The sequence below is a fragment of the uncultured Winogradskyella sp. genome, assembly GCF_947501905.1.
GTDB lineage: Bacteria > Bacteroidota > Bacteroidia > Flavobacteriales > Flavobacteriaceae > Winogradskyella.
This window is the reverse complement of record NZ_CANMXL010000002.1, coordinates 399370-418303: the sequence shown is the minus strand read 5'-3', so window position 1 is coordinate 418303 and position 18934 is coordinate 399370. Positions and strand designations below refer to the sequence as shown.

The window sequence follows — 18934 nt, the reverse complement described above, 5'->3', positions numbered from 1 at the left end:
ATTATGGAAAATAGAATACTTTTCGATTTATATATTAACGCATCAAAAGAGAAGGTCTTTGATGCGTTTTCTTTACCGAAACATTTAGATAATTGGTGGACCTTAAAATCTTCAGGAAAACCAGAATTAGATGCAGTATATAATTTAAACTTTACAGATGAATATGATTGGTACGCCAAGGTTTCAAAAGTAAAGCAAAATGATGTTTTCTTTTTAAAAATGACCGAAGCTAGTACTGATTGGATGCCAACTACTTTTGGTATTGAGTTGGAGAAAAGTAACAATGGTACGCTTTTAAAATTCTCTCATTCAGATTGGCAGCATAATAATCATGAGTTTAGAAATTCATCATTTTGTTGGGCAATGCTTTTAAATGGGTTAAAAAACTATATTGAAAAAGGGACTATAATTCCTTTTAGCGAACGTAACTAAAATTTCTATATAACATGGTATTTCGTACTTTTATAAAAAATGCATATCATGACTAGATACATTACACTTCTTTTATTACTATTTATTTTTTCTTGTAAAGACAATCCTAAGTCTGAAGAGGCAAGACCTCCAATTAGCGAATCAGAAACCGTTGTTGAAGAAGATGATTTAAGTGCTATTTCTACTAAGGATTTTAGAGAATTTAAAATTTTAGATTCTAAGGTCATTACAAAAGCTCAAATATGGTCAACTATAAACCCTCAAATGGAAGATTTTAAAGAAGCAGACTATAACAGATTGAAGCCACTTATTTTAGAAGCTAATATTTCAACTTTGCAAAAGCATATTTCAGGAGGCAAGTTTAATTATCAGGAACTCACTAAATTCTATTTATATCGTATCAGGAAATTTGACAGAGAAAATAACTTATCTCTTAATTCAGTAATTTCTATCAATCCAAATGTACTTAAGGACGCATATATGTTAGATGAAGTTGATGATTATGACGACATTCACCCAATTCATGGTATGCCAATTCTTTTAAAAGATAATGTAAATGCTGATGGTATGGTAACGACAGCTGGTGCAACAGCCTTATTAAATAATAAAACAGGAGACGCTTTTTTAGTAAAACAATTAAAATCTAAAGGCGCCTTAATTTTAGGTAAAGCCAATCTTAGCGAATGGGCGTATTTCTTTTGTGGAGATTGTCCTAGTGGCTATTCAGCTGTTGGTGGACAAACATTAAACCCATACGGAAGACGAATTATTGATACTGGTGGTTCTAGTTCTGGAAGTGGAGTTTCGGTTTCTGCAAATTTTGCAGCGGCAGCTATTGGAAGTGAGACGTCTGGTTCTATATTATCACCTGCAAGTAGTAATTCTGTTGTTGGTTTAAAACCTACAATTGGCTTAGTGAGTCGTACTGGAGTAGTGCCAATTTCTTCAACATTAGACACTGCTGGACCAATGACCAAAACCGTGATGGATAATGCCATTTTGTTGGATGCTATTTTTGGTCCTGATACTTCAGACTCAAAGACTATTGACGCACTTTTAGATATTGGATTTTATTACCAAGATTTAAAAAAGGCTTCTGTTAATGGAAAACGTTTCGGTGCTCCAAAGCGATTATTAGAAGATTCATTGTATGTGAAAGCTCTTGATGTCTTAAAAGCGAAAGGTGCTGTTATTGTTGAGATTGAAGAAGAACAATTGGGTTTGCCAAATTTTTTAAGACTGCTTAATCTTGATATGAAGAAAGATTTACCAGCGTATATGGAAGGCTATGCTAATAAGGATATTTCTATGAGAACTATTGAAGATTTTATGGCATTCAACTTAAAAGATTCATTAACCTCTATGCCTTATGGACAAAATCTGTTTAAAGGTATTGCTAATGATAAAGGCGATGCTACTTTTTTAGAACGTATTAAAGATACTCTGAAGACAAATGGTAGACAATATTTTGATAAGCCAATGCAAGCTCAAAACCTTGATGGATTCTTATCTATAAATAATTATCATGCTGGCTTTGCTGCAGTAGCAGAATATCCTGCTTTAACCGTTCCTATGGGTTACCAAGATACTGGTAGACCAATGGGATTAACCTTTATTTCTGGTCGTTTACGTGAAAAACAGATACTGGAATGGGCCTATGTATATGAGCAAGCTTCAAAAGCGAGAATTGCTCCTAGTAATTATAATTAATCGATTAAAGCTGATATTTTCTCCCAAAGTAAGTTGTCATAACCTGAAGGCCCCAATTGACCCTCGTCGCCATTGCCACCCATTCGTATAATTACTAATTTTTCACTAGGTACGATATAAAGCTTTTGATCATTAGCACCCAAACCTGCGATTAAGTCGTCAGGTGCATTTGGTATTAGCTTTCCGTTAAATGAAGTTGGGGAGCTAGGTAAGATGTAAGACGATTTTCCATTTAGCCACCATAAATAACCATAAGCAGGATTTAGATTCTGAGATGTGCTAGTCATTTCATTAAAATAAACTTCATTCAAAATTTCTGTAGTATCCCAAGTACCATTGTTAAGACATAATAGTCCAAATCTAGCCATGCTACGAGCATTACTAAAATAAAATTTATTATATCCAAAAGGTATCCATGTACCCTGCATACCTATTTTATCTCTGAGTTTGGTATTGAAGTAGGACTCAAAATCAGAGTTAATTGCTCCAGATATAATTGACTGCGTTAAGGTGTATGGTGCATTATGATAATACCAAAACGCATTAGGACTATTTAGGAAAGTCAAGCATTCGGGATCAGTACAAGCAAAATCAACATTATAATCTAAGCCTGTAGTCATTGTAATATGATTTTTTACAGTTATAGCATTTTCTTGTTCAGTAGTTAGACTGCTCCAATGACTTCCTAAGTATGTTGAAGATGACTCATCGATGTCCAGAAAACCTTCTTCTTGTGCAACACCAGTTATAAATGCAGTTAATGTTTTACCAGCTGAAAACCATGGGTTATTAGTTGAAGCATTGGCTCCATTGAAGTAAGACTCATTAACGATTTTACCATTATGTAAAATTATAAATGACTTTGTATTGCTATTATCTAGAAATTCTAAAAGTGGTTGCATAGCCTCGTTATTCCAGCCTACTGTAGCTGCAGGTATTGTTTCCCATGTGTTAGAATCCAAAGGAGGAAAATATATGCTATTATCAGATATTGGTACTTCAGGAATAATATTCTCATTAGTGCTACACGAGAATAGTGCGATTATAATAAATGCAAAGTAGTTAATACGCATAAGTTTCATAAATAGGTTTTATTTAGGACATGTAAATATACTAAAGGTTTAAAATTCGTTCTACATATTATAAAATTACGCCATAGTATATACTAAATCATTATGTATCTTTGCATGCTGATTTAAAGACTATGCGTACAAAAACTCTTAAGAAGAACAGAATCAATGTTGTAACACTAGGTTGTAGTAAAAATGTTTACGACAGTGAGGTGTTAATGGGCCAATTAAAGGCCAGTGGAAAGGATGTGGTACATGAGCAAGAAGGTAATGTAGTTGTAATTAATACTTGCGGCTTTATTAATAATGCCAAAGAAGAAAGTGTAAATACGATTTTGCATTATATGCAAAAGAAGGAAGAAGGTGATGTAGACAAGGTTTTTGTGACAGGGTGTTTAAGTGAGCGTTATAAGCCAGATTTAGAAAAGGAGATCCCAAATGTAGATCAGTATTTTGGGACTACTGAATTGCCGGGTTTATTAAAGGCTCTTGGTGCAGATTATAAGCACGAATTGATTGGTGAGCGTCTAACTACGACGCCTAAAAACTACGCCTATTTAAAGATTGCTGAAGGTTGTGACCGTCCTTGTAGTTTTTGTGCTATTCCGTTAATGAGAGGTAAACATAAAAGTACACCAATTGAAGATGTGGTTACTGAAGCTGAAAAATTAGCGGCTAATGGCGTTAAGGAGTTAATTCTTATTGCGCAAGACTTAACCTACTACGGCTTAGATTTATATAAAAAACGAAACTTAGCAGAGTTGCTAGAACACCTTGTAAAAGTTGAAGGGATTGATTGGATTCGTTTGCATTATGCGTTTCCAACGGGCTTTCCGATGGACGTTTTAGACGTGATGAATCGCGAGCCAAAGATTTGTAATTACTTAGATATTCCATTGCAACATATTTCAGATTCTATTTTAAAAAGTATGCGTCGTGGAACTACTAAAGAGAAAACGACGAAGTTACTTAAGGAATTTAGAACCAAAGTTCCAGAAATGACGATAAGAACAACTTTGATTGTTGGTTATCCTGGCGAAACTGAAGACGATTTTCAAACCTTGAAACAATGGGTTAAAGACATGCGTTTTGAACGCTTGGGTTGCTTTACCTATTCTCATGAAGAGAACACGCATGCCTATAATCTTGAGGATGATGTCCCTGAAGAGGTGAAAATGCAACGTGCTAATGAGATAATGGAAATTCAATCTCAAATATCATGGGAGTTAAATCAGCAAAAAATAGGGCAGGAGTTTAAAGTGGTTATAGACCGCAAAGAGGGTAATTACTTTGTAGGCCGTACCGAATTTGATTCTCCAGATGTAGATAACGAAGTTTTAATCGATGCAACTAAAACCTATCTTAAAACAGGAGAATTTGCAACTATTAAAGTCACAGAAGCCGAAGACTTTGATTTATATGGAGAGGTTATTTCATAACAAAGGCAGGCTTTCTCTTACCTTTTATTAATAGACAGTATATTTTATATAAGATTAGTAGTCCCATAGTTTTGCTTGTGTTTATTGCTTAGCTTTTTAAAAAAATATAAATACAGCTGAAAGAATCAGAAAAATTGTAAAGGCTAATCTTTCTTTTGAGCGTTTAGCACGTCTTGATTTGTTTTTAGAGAAATTCATAATGTTTGCGTTTTATGGTTAAACATTAGTTTTTGTAGCGACTTGCATCTGGAAGTCTGCAGCCATATCCAGCGCAAGACACCACAAAACTGGTTGTCATTTTTATGACATGGTAAACTTATAGTATTGATGAACTACACTAAAATATATTGTGAGGACAATAGGTGGACTCTTACCATTATAATGTCGGACAAATAGTGGACATAAACAGGTAAGTATTTGACTTACATAGATATAACTAATTCTTGTAATGACTCTTCAGTAGACAGGTTTAGCTTTTTCCGAAGCCTATAACGCGCTTTTTTCACACCTTCTGTAGAAATATTAAGGATATTGGCTATTTCTTTACTCGATAGGTTCATCTTTAAGAGTGACATAAGCCTAAGATCATTGTTACTAACTTCGGGATAGGTACTCATTATTTTGGTATTAAAATCTTTATGTACGTCTTCGAAGTAAGATTTAAACTGTTCCCAATTATTATCGTTATTAATATCAAGATTAATGTTATTGATAATGTTCTGAAATCCTCTAGAGTTATTACTTTCAGACTTTATAGACTTTAACTGCTCTTTTAAGTCTAGTAGTACTTCATTTTTGTGTGCTAGATGAAGCGCATGAGTAGTTAGTTGTTTTTCTTTGAATTCTAAATCACTATCTAACTTTTCGCGTTCTATTTTGTTACGCTTCATTTTTTGTTTTAATCCGTAAATTACCGCAATGGCAAATGCAAGAATACATAAAGCAGTAATTATAAAGAATAAACGTTGGCTTTCGGCTTTTTGTTTACGCTCTTCTAAAAGTTGAATTTCGTTTTCTTTTAGTAGTAAGTCTTTTTCTTTTTTCTCGGTTTTATATTTTACTTCGAGTTCATTCATACGTTCCACATTCTCTGCATTGAGTATCTCTTCGCTTATGGTTTTGTATTCAAGGAGGTTGGTGTATGCTTCTTTATAATTGTTAACTGACGCTTTTGCTTTTGCTAAGGATTCATAATTTTTAGAAATCTCGCCTTTTAGGTTTAGTTTTTTAGAAATTTCTAATGATTCAGTAAAATATGGTATTGCCTTTTTTGGTTGATTCTTTTCTAAGTAGATTTTACCTATCTGTCTTAAGTCTAAACCTATATAAGCTTCTTCAGAATATTCCTTGTTTATAGCTAGACCTTTTTGAAAATAATCTAGTGATACGTCAAGGCTGTCGTATTCAATGTAGCTAGTGCCCAAATAACTATAAATTTTTGCTAAATCTTGCTTAGCATTATGTTTTTTAAAAAAGTTAACTGCGTCTTTATAAAGCGGAATTGCATCTTGTGTTTTTTTGATTTTTGATAGGTCTTCAGCAATCATAATATTTAGTATTATGGTATCTGATTCTGAATTAAGTTCTTTAAAAAGGGTTTTTGATTTTTTGTAATACGCAATAGCATCTTCTGTTCTGCCCACGTCGTCTTGAAGGTTTCCAATATTCCAATAACTAATAGCTATACTTTCCTTATCTGCATTAATCTCTTCTTTTATTTTTAAAGACTCTATATGGTCTTCGAGAGCTTTTTCAAAATACCCGAGTTCTCTTAGGGCATTACCTTTGTTAACAAGGACTACAGTTTTGTAATAACTATTATCTAACTCATCAAAATCTATGAGTAATTGCTCAAGCACCTTTATTGATTCTTCAAACTTTGATATGTTGAAGAGATATACGCCGTAATTAATCTTTGTTCGAGCTATAAACTCTTTGTTTTTTATAGCTTCTGCGAGTTCCATTTCAGCATCTAAATATGTTTTAGCAATCTCTGGGTCTACATTAATATGTTCTATAAACAACTGTGTATATGTGTTGATTTTTACTGTGTCTTTTTGTTGCTCTAAAACAGTTAGTAAGCTATCAACTCTTTTCTTGTTTTGGCTATTCAAGTTTGAAGAGGTAATTGCCAGAATTAATACCGTAAAACTGATAGACTTTATAATAGGCGTTGATATATTAAAGATGGTTTTGGTTATACACATTTGTTCTAGTTTTTAGTTTCATTTAAATAAGGAGTATATTATTTAGCAAAGTGCTTTTACATAGCTAGTACCAATTCTTGAAGAGATTCTTCTGTAGATAGGTTTAGTTTTTTCCGCAATCTGTAGCGTGCTTTTTTTACGCCTTCGGTAGATATATTTAAGATATTGGCTATTTCTTTACTCGATAAATTCATCTTTAAGAGTGACATGAGTCTTAAATCGTTATTGCTTACTTCTGGATAATTTCTAATTATTTTGGTATTAAAGCCCTTGTGAACATCTTCAAAATAGGATTTAAACTGTTCCCAGTTATTATCGTTATTGATATCTAGGTTGATATTATTGATGATATTTTGAAACCCTCTAGAGTTATTACTCTCTGACTTTATAACTTTTAACTGGTCTTTTAAGTCTAATAGTACTTCGTTCTTATGAGCTAGATGAAGTGCGTGTGTGGTTAACTGTTTTTCTTTAAACTCTAAATCGATATCAAGCTTTTCTCTTTCAGTTTTATTGCGTTTCATTTTTTGCCTCAATCCATAAATTACAGACAAAGCAAAGAGTAGAATTCCCCCAGCAGTAATAATAAAAAACAAGCGCTGATTTTCAGCTTTTTGTTTTCGTTCTTCTAGTAATGTTATTTCTTTTTCTTTGATGATTAACTCTTTCTCCTTTTGCTCGGTTTCAAAGCTTATTTTTATTTCATCTATTTGTTTGGCATTGTTTATTTTGAGTAGACTATCACTAATTTTAATATACAGGTTGTTTTGGTTTAAAGCTTCTTTATATTGGCCCTGCCCCTCATGTAATTTGGATTTAAAAAAGTGGAATTCTTTTTTTAAGTCCATTTGCTTAATGGAGTCAGATAATTCAAAGCCTTTTTGTATTAAAGAATTTAGAGTATTATAATTTTTAGTCTTTAGTTCTATGCGACTAAGAGCTATTAAATTGTCTAAAACACTGCTTGTTAGATTTTTACTTTTGTTGTAAGCCATTGCATCATTAATTTGTTGCCTAGCTTTACTAAAGTTTCCTTTTTCGTAGTTTATAACTCCAAGGTTATTATATAGATTAGCTTTGGTATCAAGTAAATCATATTCTTCTGCAATCTTAAGTGATTTTATGTAGGTGTTTTCTGCTTCATCATACTTTTTTGAGTCTAAATAATTATTTCCAATGTCGGTTAGTGTGTAAGCACTCCAAATATTATCATTTGTGTCTTGGTATACTTTTAGGGCTTTGTTGAGATACTCCAAAGATTCCTCAAAGTTTTGTCGACTTAGTTCTATTCTTCCAATCTGTCTCAGTAAATCTGTTTTGCGCCAAGGTTCTTGTTTTACTGTATCTAGAATCTTTAAGGCTTCTATGGATTTTTCTATAGCTAGTTTTTTGTTACCCATGTCGCTGTAGATAGAGGCTAAATCACCAACACCGATACCATACCTAAGTTGATCATTAGCATTTTTTTGTATGATATAAGCCTCTTTAGTATATTTTATAGCTTTTTTATAATTACCTTTTCTACGTTCAATATCTGCTATAGCACTTATTGTGGATGCATAATGTGGAAGGTCGTTGAATCTCTTAAAGAATTTAGAAGCTTCATCATAATATAAAAGAGCTGAATCTAATTGGGTTTGTAATTGTTTGCTCACACCTATATGATAAATAGCAACACCGTATCCTTCGTTATTATCTAATTTTTTAGTTAAGATTCGACTTTGCCTAGCATATTTCTCACCTTCTTTAGGGTTATTATAAACGTTAGCGTAAAAAAGCTCTTCTAAGGTTTTAACTTTTGGTATGCCATCTTCAAGGTTATTATATATTCTGTTAAGACTATCAGATAATTTTTTATTCTGACTATAGCTTATAGAAGATAGAACGATGAACCCTAAAATTAAACCTCTACCAAATTTGTCCACCATTGTCTGAAAAAACTTCTCATTTTTTGCAGAGAGGACATTTAAAAGTGATTTTACGATACTCATACGGTCTGGTTGTTAGGTTAGTTAAGTTAGTGTTTATCTTTAATATATTTTAAAATATTGATTATCAGTCTATTAAATTATTTGATTTTCCTTTGTCCACCTTAATTAAAGGTCAATATTTTTTTGACAATCATTAATTTTTTGCAGTGGACAAAAGGTGGACATTACTTTTTTTTCAGTTTTCAATTAATTTTCGAACTATATTAGCTCTCAACAAAACTGGAAAAGAGTGAAAAACTATACACTTTTAATATTCGCATTAATGATTAGTTACTCATGCATGTGTCAGCAACTATATTTTGAGATTGGTACAACCATATCTTCTTTTGATTATGAAAACTCTCAAGGCCAACCACTAGATAATTTGTTATCTACTTCTAGCACCTATTACGGAATGGGATACAGGCAAAGCATCAATCCAAGTAAAACATTGTATTTATCACTAGGAGCAACTTATAATAATTACGGTGCGATTGGTAGTGAGAATAGTGTAAATAACTTTTTTGAATGGGATGTGAGTTACCTAGGACTTAAAGCAGGCATGAGTATTCAGCTATTTCAATTAAGAGACCTTTACTTTTTCGCTAATGTATCGGTATCACCAGAGATTATGGTAAGAGGGAATCAAACCATAAATAATGCTGTATTTAACCTAGTTGGTAATGAAGAGTTTAATAACACCATAGTGTTTTTTAGAGGCGGATTAGAAATGCAATATCCTGTTTCAAAGTATGCAGCAATTTCAGCTGTCTATAATTACGGAAAAACAACCTTAGCTAACAGCGGAAGTACACAAGAAAAATTAGGACTTAATGCACATCAGTTTGGTATTGGTTTTATAATCAATCTGCCCAATTGTAATTGCGATTTTTAGAAGTTTTCGATTTTCAGTAGACAAAAGGTGGACATTAAAAGAAACATTAAAACTGATAGAGATTTAGTTCTAGATTTATAAATAATTATGAAAACATTTTTACCAATATTACTTCTGTTTTGCTTTACACAAGTATGTTTAGCGCAAACAAATTCGAGTTATAGAATCATCAGTTCTAATCTTGGAAGCAGTGGTTCATCTCAAACAATAGCCACAACTCAAGGAACTTATAATGTAAGCCAGAGCATTGGTCAATCTAGTGTTATTGGTACGCACAGTAATGGTAATTATGTTTTGAGACAAGGTTATCAGCAACCATTATTTAACATAAGCATTGTTACAGAAGTAGATTATAATTTGGAAGCAAAAGTGTATCCAAATCCATTCAATCAACAAGTAACAATTGATTTTACTAGCCCTATAAAAAATGATATAATGGTTTTGCTTAATGATGTTACTGGCAAGCTAATCTACTCTAATGTTTATTCTGCAGCTCAAAAAATTGACTTACAATTTAATAATATACAAAGTGGCACATATTTTTTAAAAGTTGTCTCAGGCAGTAAACACTTTAATTCTAAACTCATAAAATCTAAATAAGAGAAAAATATAAAATCAGCAATCATGAAAAGAATACTACTTATCGCATTATTTTTTTGCTTAACATTACAAGTTTTTGCACAAACTGATGGCTTAACTTATCAAGCCGTAATTATTGGTCCAGACGAATTAGAATTGCCAGGTGTAAACTCTCCAGATAATTATTTGCCTCAAACTACTATTAATATGAGGTTTTCAATAATAGATGGCGACAATGAACAAAGCCCACCTGAATTTCAAGAAACTCGTATAACAGAAACTGATGAATTTGGTCGTGTAAATCTTATAATAGGTAAGGACAATGATGCATTTAAAAGTATAAGTTGGGATGGTGGTACTAAATTATTAAAAGTTGAAATTGATTTTGAAGGTGGTTCAGACTTTACATTAATAAGTGTAGAGGAGCTAACGTATTTACCTTACGCAAAACATAGAGATATAACTGCATCAGGAAACCTTGATGTAGATGGTAATACTTCTTTAAACGGCCAGTTGCTTGTTGAAGGACCAGCAAATTTTAATGATGCTTTAAACGTCAATGACAATGTCCCAAGTTATTTGTCAGGAACTTTAACTGTAGATGGCGTGACTAATTTAAACGAAGCTTTTAATGTAAATAATCAAAGACCAACAGACTTATCTGGAAGTTTAAGAGTAGGTGGAAACTCAAATATGGAAGGGACTTTAGATGTCCTTGGTTTAACCACATTAAATGATTTAAATGTCAACGGTCAAGCAAGTTTTGGAGATTTAACAGCAGATGATTTAACGGTAAATTTATCTACCTCTTTAACAGGGAGAGTGAGAATACAATCTGAGACTGAGCCAGTTAGAATTACATCTGGGTTAAGTGGTTCAGATTTAAATATTAATAGTTATCCTGTTATTATAGAAGGGGGTAATCAAGGTTTAGCAATTATTGTTGATGATGAGAGAAGGAATAGAAATAACTTTATATCGTTTTGGGATACCACTACCGTATCTGGTGGAACGACACCTTCTGGTGTTACTCTTCCTTTCACTACACCAACAATGTGGGGAAGAATAGAAGGTGAGATACCATCAGAATTTGGAAACAATGCGGACTATTTGTTTGATCAAACATCTCTAGACTACGATATTTTTGATGCAGATATAGATTTAATTTGGGCATCAGTAGATATTGCGGTTACTGCGGCAAGACTTATTGCAGCTGGTTCAGATTTTAGAGCTTGCTTTGGTTTAGGTGCTTGTACTGTGGTTCCTGGTCCTGTAGATATTGCATTTGCTGCTGCCGAAGTACTTATAGTCGTCGTAAAAGAAGGTTTTGCAATTGCAGCCAAAATAAGAGCCGAAGATAATAAAGACTTATATGATGACAATAAGATAACTTATGAAGGTGTAACCTATGCCTCAGGTGCTGGAGATTATGCAGAATATTTAGAACGTGCGGATTTAAAAGAAACAATGACTTATGGAGATGTCGTTGGTGTCATTGGTGGTAAAATATCAAAAAACACAATCAATGCAGAGCGTGTAATGGTTGTTTCATTTAAGCCAATTGTACTTGGAAATATGCCGCAACTAAATAAAGAGCAAAATTTTGAAAAAGTGGCTTTTATGGGACAGGTTCCGGTAAAAGTATTTGGTAAGGTAAATATTGGGGATTACATTTTACCAAGTGGAAAAAATGATGGTATTGCTAAAGGCATAGCGCCTTCTAAAATTACTACCGAACAAATAAAAGATATCATAGGTATTTCATGGGGAGAGAGTAATAATAATTTTGGTTTCAATATGATAAACGTGGCAGTTGGCTTAAATAAAAACGATAATAATTTTATCGTACAGAGACTAGAGAAGCAATTAAATAATCAAGATGAAGAAATAAAAGCATTAAAAAGTCAGATTTCTAAAATATTCGAATCTCTGGCTGAAATAAAAGCCTCTCAATCTGAGAATACTATAACATTAAATCAAGACCCAGAATATCATGATGAGAAAAAAGGAAACATTGCAGGAAGAGATTACGAGAGAGTTGCATCACATGAAGGCGAGATTATATATTTTGAGATTACAGAAAAAGACTTTGAGTTGGCCTTAAAAATAGCAGAAAATCAACTTCGTGCTGAAGGTTTAGATATCGATAACTTTGACCTTTGGAAAAAACTAAAAACTGATGCTAGTTTTAAAGCCGAATTTCTTACAAAACTTAGGCAAAAATTTGATAAGCAGTTTCACTATCATAGAGAATTAAGCGTAGGAAAAAGAGATTAATTTTTGATATAGATATGATGAAGTCAATTATCTGTGTTTTAATTTTTTTTAGTTTTAGTGTAAGTCAATCCCAAACTACAGCAATACCTGACACTAGCTTTGAGAATTATCTCGAAACACATGATGAAAATGGTAATTCCGTTACAATTGGTGATGCGAGTAGTATGGGTGATGGCATAGCAAATAACGGATTAGTTTTTACAAATAGAATAAGCGGAGTTACATTTTTAGATGTCTCAAACTTATCTATCGCAGAACTTTCTGGGATAGAGGATTTTAGTGCTTTGGAAGCTTTGATATGCAGTGATAATAATTTGTCAGAACTTGATATTTCTAACAACCTAAGTCTAGTTTCCTTATTATGTGGTATAAATAGGTTAACAGATTTATCATTAGCAAATAATACAAGTTTAGAAACATTAAATTGTTCAGACAATCAATTACAAACTATAGATGTTTCAAATAACATCAATCTTAAAAGTTTAACAGTATCAGGAAATCAACTTTCAGGCATAAATGTGGAGAGTAATAATGCACTCACCTCTCTAAGTGTTTCTAATAATAGAATAATTGGTGAACTGTTGGTGAGTAACAATTTAGACTTGGAAAGCCTTTTTTGTTCTTCTAATCTAATAAGTACATTAGATTTAACAGCAAATACAGTTTTAAAGAACTTAGATGCTTCAAATAATAGAATTACAGATTTAGATTTAAGTTCTATTAATACTGTTGTTTGTCCAGATCCACAAACTGACCCAATAACTTTATGTCAAGGAACATCCACAATTAATGTATCTCGAAATGAGCTAACTTCATTAATAGTTAATAATGGTTATAATGATTTAATAGCAATTTTTAACGCTTCAGATAATCCCGATTTATTTTGTATTCAAATTGATTCTGGTTTTACGCCAAATGGTTGGATTAAAGACGATTGGGCTTATTATACAGATGGTGTTTGTGCAGATATTTATACCTACGTGCCAGACGATAATTTTGAGCAAGCTCTAATCAACTTAGGATATGACGATATGTTGGATAACCTTGTGCTAACGTCCAATATAGATTCCTTAATGACTTTAGATATTTCCAACCAAGGGATTTCTGATGCTACAGGAATTGAAGATTTTTTGGCACTAAGTATATTAATTGCAGATAACAACTCCATTAACGAAATTAATATTTTGCCTAATACGGCGCTAACAGAATTATACTTGTCAAATAACAATTTGTCTCAATTAGACACATCTTCGAATCTCAATATAGATTTTTTAAATATTTCGAATAATCAAATTTCAAATTTGGATTTAAGCAATAATAATCAACTTACTATTCTTAATTGTTCAGGTAATAGCTTGTTAAATTTAAATCTTCAATTTAATACACTTCTTGATGTTTTAGACTGTTCAAACAACCTAATAGAGAGTTTAAATCTTAGTGTAAATTCAGTATTATCAACTGTATTATGTAACGATAACAACTTATTCTCTTTAGAGATAGATAATTCCAATAATACTGCAATTACAACATTTAATGCTACTAGTAATAGTAGCCTATTTTGCATTAAGGTTGATGATATTGCATTTTCTGATACTGCTCCTGGTTGGCAAAAAGATGCAGCAGCATCTTACAATACGCAGTGTGGTACTTATATACCAGATGATAATTTTGAACAAGCTTTAATTGATCAAGGAATAGATTCAGATAATACCTTAAATAATTTTGTACCTACTGCAGATATAGATATGCTTACCATGTTGGATGTTTCAGGTTTGGCAATTGAAGACTTAACAGGTATTGAAGATTTTATAGCGCTTCAGGATTTAAATTGTTCTAATAATATTCTATCAGTAATAAACCTTGACACTAATCTTGCATTAGTAACATTAGATATTTCTGGTAATTCTATTGGAACTCTAAATGTTACATTAAATACAAATCTTACGTCATTATTATGTAATAACAATTCTCTAACAGAACTGGATATTAAAAATGGAAATAATAACCTACTCGCTAATTTTAATGCAACTAACAACCCAAACTTGTTTTGTATTAATGTAGATGATACAATTATAGGTAACATACCATTGGCATGGCAGATTGATGCTACAGCAAACTATAATAATGATTGTGACAATAATCGTTTTACATTAATTCCTGATATCTTTTTTGAAGAAGCATTGATTGATTTAGGTTTTGATGCAATTGTAGACGGACAAGTATTAACTGCTAATATTGAGCAACTTCAAAACTTAGATGTGAGCGATTCAGGAATTTCTAATTTAACAGGAATTCAAGATTTTAAATCGCTCGTAGAATTAGATTGTAGCGGAAATTTCTTAAATGATTTAGATGTAAATGACTTATTATTTTTAGAACGTCTCAATTGTAGTTCAAATAACATAGATGATTTAAACGGTATATTTGGCATAAGTGGTGCGTTATCACTAACTGAGCTGTATTGTGCAGGTAATAACTTCGCCAATATTGATATCTCTCAAAATACAAGCCTAGAAGTGTTAGATTGTTCAGATAACAAATTAATTAATCTTGATTTAAGTAATAATGCCCTTTTAAGAATTTTAAATACCTCAAATAATTTATTATCAAATCTAGATATAAGCGCTCTACCAGTTCTTGAAGATGTTAATTGCGATAGTAATAGAATCGATAATTTAACGACATCAACAGTTTTAAATAATACACTAACAAAGCTTAGCTGTGCTAATAATAATTTATCGAATCTTCAATTAGTCAATTACCAAGATCTGGTAAGTTTAAATTGTAGATCTAACGAATTAAGTCAATTAGAAATTAATGGATTAAATTCATTAGAATTTTTAGATTTCACAAGTAATCAGATTACTAACATAGATTTATCTACGAACACAAACGTACTTGCAATCCTTGCTTCTCAAAACAACCTATCATCACTTGTTTTAATCTTGAATACATCATTAGAAGAACTTAATTGTAATGTTAATGATATAGCACAATTAGATCTAACTACAAACACGGCTTTAAAATTTTTGTCTTGTAGTAATAATGAGTTGAGTAGTTTAAATTTAAGTAGTAATGTCAATCTTATTGAGGCAGACTTTAACTCAAACCTTATTACAACTATAGTTCTATCTAATAACTTAGGTACACTTAAAACACTCAATGCCAATAATAACCAGATTGAAGGTGATTTGGATTTAACCACCATGTCCATTTCGGCTTGTCCATTTCAACCATCTCAGCCTCAGGATTGCCCAGAAAATATAACAATTAATCTATCAAATAATCAGTTAGAATTTATAAATCTTCAAAATGGTATAAATTCAGACATCACTAATTTTAATGCTACCAATAACCCAAATTTGGATTGTATTCAAGTAGATGATGCTAATAATATCCCAATAGGTTGGTTAAAAGATGCAACAACGAGCTATAATACGGATTGTAATTTTGGTGAAACTTTCGTCCCAGATGATAATTTTGAGCAAGCTTTAATTGATTTAGGGTTAGATTCAGGGCCTTTAAATGATTACGTGCCAACAGCAAATATCGAAACGCTACTAACCCTGGATGTTAGCGGAAATAATATTGCAGATTTAACGGGAATTGAAGATTTCGAAGCTTTAGAAGATTTAAATTGTTCAAGCAATGCTATAGATAGTATTGATCTCAGTTCAAACATAAACTTAATAACTCTAAATGCTTCTAATAATCAGCTAAGTACTATTAATACAACAAATAATTTAGCACTTACAACTCTAAATTGTTCGAGTAATTCAATTGCTAGTATTGATTTAACTCAAAATACCAATCTGGCAGTTTTGGATATTTCTAATAATGTATTTACTTCTTTTTTGCCAAGTGAAATACTAAGTTTAAGTGATTTTATTTGTGACGGTAATGCTATTGTTGAGCTCGATTTTCAATTAAATCAAAATGTAACAAATTTGAGCTGTCAATCTAATTCACTTGAAGTTTTAAATATTAAAAACGGACAAAATGCCATATTAGTCAATCTCAATACGCAAAACAATCCAGATTTAACATGTATTGAAACAGATAATGGTACTGTGCCTGCTGGGGTAACTTGGCTAGTAGATGCTACAACTCAATTTTCGACAGAATGTTTCTTTGGAGAAACCTTTGTGCCTGACGATAATCTTGAACAAGCTTTAATTGATTTAGGTTATGATACAGAGCCATTGGACGATTATGTACCTACAACAAATATTGAAAGTGTCACTTTTTTAAATATCTCATCTAGAGAAATTTCAGACCTAACTGGTATTGAGGATTTTGTGAGCTTAGTTAATTTAAATTTTGAAATTAATAATGTCTCTTCAGTAGATCTTAGCAATAATTTAGTTTTGACAAATTTAGATGCCTCAAATAACAACATTACAGATATAGATTTAACATCACTCACTGGTTTAACTTCCTTGGATATTTCTGATAATGGATTAACAACCTTGAACTTAGATACTAATTCAGATTTAGTCAATTTAGATGTTGCTAATAATAGTCTTAATGCTTTAAATGTTGATATACTAACAAATCTAGAAGAACTCAACTGTTCATCTAATCTTATCAGTAGTTTAAGTTTTACTCAAAATGTAAATTTAGAAATACTCTTTTGCCAATCAAACATTTTAGTGGGAGACCAGTTAAATCTTCAAAATGGTAATAATGAAAATTTACAAATATTTAATGCTATAAATAATCCGGATTTAGGATGTATTTTGGTCGATGACCCAGTAGCTGTAATTTCAAATGTAAATGGCACATACGATAACTGGGATAAAGATGACACCGCTACTTATCAGACCATTTGTGAAGATGCAGATAACGATGGTGTGCCTAATACGGAAGACTTGTGCCCAGGCACAGAATTTGGTGTTCCTGTAGATTTATTTGGTTGCCCTTTTCCTGGGTTAGCAAATGATAATTTTGCAATTTCAATACTTAGTGAAACCTGCTTAAACAGTAATGATGGTCAAATCACCATAGTGTCTCAAGAGACTTATTCTTATATGGTTACTCTTACAGGAGAAGATTTTTTTCAAGAGTATAACTTTATTAATGATATTGATATACTTAATCTATTGGCCGGCACTTATGAAATGTGTATCACTATTGAAGAGTGGCCAGCTTATCAAACATGTTATACAATAGTTATAACTGAACCGAATCCACTAGAAGTTTTTGCAAGTAGAGTAGCTTCAGGAAATAGAATTGTAGTAGAAATGTCTGGTAGTACTAGTTATAATTTTGTGTTTAATGATGAAACTTTTACAACACACAATTCTTCAATAACACTAGATTTAAAAGAAGGTGCAAATACACTAAAAGTAAGCACAGACTTAGAATGTCAGGGTATTTTTAGTGAGATTATATTTAATACAAAAGATTTTGTGATTTCTCCAAATCCTTTCAATGATGTTATAAACATAGACAATGTTAATGAAGAAGAGATATCTGTAAATGTGCATTCTATTATTGGAAAGTTGATTTTAAATGAAAAACATACAGGTGAAACACAAAACATAAGGATAAATACATCAAGCTTTGATTCAGGTATATATATAATTTCTGTAACATCCAAAACACGAATTTCAACTTATAAAATTATCAAACAATGAAAAGACTAATTAAGTTTATTTGTTTTGTACTACTCATTCAAGGATGTGTAGATACTACTGATGATAATATAAATACGCTTATACCAAATGATGAAACCCCTGATGAAGTTGAGGGAGTTCAATTAATATTTCCGTTTGAAAGTTCTTTATGCACTGAGGGTACAAATATTACACCTACCGAAAGTACTGTTCTTTTTGAATGGGAACCTAATAATAATGCGCAAAGCTATATACTTTCTATAGAAAACTTATCTACTAATAGTATCACAGAATACGAAACAGAAGATTTTATATATCCTGTAACTATAGAAAGAGCGATTGCTTACAGATGGTTTGTAAATTATGTTTATAATAATGAAATTTTAGAAAGTGAAATTTGGAATTTTTATAATGCAGGTGAAGCGATACAAACCTATCCGCCTTTTCAAGCAGAAATTATTTCGCCTACTATGGCAGAGACGCTACCTTCAACTAACTCAGTAACATTGCTATGGAGCGGAAGTGATGTAGATAATGATATTGTTGGTTATGATGTGTACATAGGAACTAGTAATCCTCCAGTTGTAGATACAACAAACATAACTGTAAATCAATTGCAAATAACTGTTACACCAGGAAATATTTACTATTGGAAAGTTGTAACAAAAGATGCAGCAGGAAACACATCAGAATCAAGCGTGTTTCAATTTAGTATCCTGAATTAGTTAGTCAACGAT

The 18934-nt window shown here is 31.8% G+C and carries 11 protein-coding genes; 8 read left to right on the top strand and 3 right to left on the bottom strand.

Features of this window, described 5'->3' with window-relative positions:
- Positions 1-3: 3 nt before the first annotated feature.
- Both Q0770_RS05545 and Q0770_RS05540 read left to right on the top strand, forming a co-directional pair.
- Positions 4-432, top strand: coding sequence for an SRPBCC domain-containing protein (locus tag Q0770_RS05545; RefSeq protein WP_299114868.1), 429 nt, complete (start codon positions 4-6; stop codon positions 430-432).
- 48 nt (positions 433-480) lie between these two features.
- A complete protein-coding gene (locus Q0770_RS05540) occupies positions 481-2142 on the top strand; it encodes an amidase family protein (RefSeq protein WP_299114867.1) in 1662 nt (553 codons plus the stop codon).
- On the opposite strand, the gene Q0770_RS05535 is transcribed toward Q0770_RS05540, so the two are convergent.
- Positions 2139-3224, bottom strand: coding sequence for a serine hydrolase (locus Q0770_RS05535; protein WP_299114865.1), 1086 nt, complete (start codon positions 3222-3224; stop codon positions 2139-2141). The genes Q0770_RS05540 and Q0770_RS05535 overlap by 4 nt on opposite strands.
- Positions 3225-3346: 122 nt before the next feature.
- Between Q0770_RS05535 and rimO the strand changes: the two genes are divergently transcribed.
- Positions 3347-4651, top strand: a complete 1305-nt coding sequence (gene rimO / locus Q0770_RS05530) for a 30S ribosomal protein S12 methylthiotransferase RimO (RefSeq protein ID WP_299114863.1) — start codon at positions 3347-3349, stop codon at positions 4649-4651.
- A 422-nt stretch (positions 4652-5073) separates the two neighbouring features.
- Here rimO and Q0770_RS05525 read toward each other — a convergent pair whose 3' ends face one another.
- Together Q0770_RS05525 and Q0770_RS05520 are read right to left on the bottom strand one after the other, a co-directional pair.
- A complete protein-coding gene (locus Q0770_RS05525) occupies positions 5074-6858 on the bottom strand; it encodes a tetratricopeptide repeat protein (protein ID WP_299114861.1) in 1785 nt (594 codons plus the stop codon).
- Between the two features lie 56 nt (positions 6859-6914).
- Positions 6915-8849, bottom strand: coding sequence for a tetratricopeptide repeat protein (locus Q0770_RS05520; protein WP_299114859.1), 1935 nt, complete (start codon positions 8847-8849; stop codon positions 6915-6917).
- A 280-nt stretch (positions 8850-9129) separates the two neighbouring features.
- Here Q0770_RS05520 and Q0770_RS05515 point away from each other — a divergent pair, with 280 nt between their 5' ends.
- From Q0770_RS05515 to Q0770_RS05495, 5 genes are all read left to right on the top strand, one after another.
- Complete coding sequence (locus Q0770_RS05515) at positions 9130-9723, top strand: outer membrane beta-barrel protein (protein ID WP_299114857.1); 594 nt, start codon at positions 9130-9132, stop codon at positions 9721-9723.
- An 87-nt stretch (positions 9724-9810) separates the two neighbouring features.
- Positions 9811-10323, top strand: coding sequence for a T9SS type A sorting domain-containing protein (locus Q0770_RS05510; RefSeq protein WP_299114855.1), 513 nt, complete (start codon positions 9811-9813; stop codon positions 10321-10323).
- Between the two features lie 24 nt (positions 10324-10347).
- Entirely contained in the window at positions 10348-12579 is a 2232-nt protein-coding gene (locus Q0770_RS05505) for a hypothetical protein (RefSeq protein WP_299114853.1), read from the top strand.
- Between the two features lie 14 nt (positions 12580-12593).
- Positions 12594-18218 (top strand): T9SS type A sorting domain-containing protein, encoded by a 5625-nt coding sequence (locus Q0770_RS05500; protein ID WP_299114852.1) that lies wholly within the window; start codon positions 12594-12596, stop codon positions 18216-18218.
- Positions 18215-18922, top strand: a complete 708-nt coding sequence (locus Q0770_RS05495; protein ID WP_299114850.1) for a hypothetical protein — start codon at positions 18215-18217, stop codon at positions 18920-18922. Before Q0770_RS05500 ends, Q0770_RS05495 begins: the two co-directional genes overlap by 4 nt.
- Positions 18923-18934 lie beyond the last annotated feature (12 nt).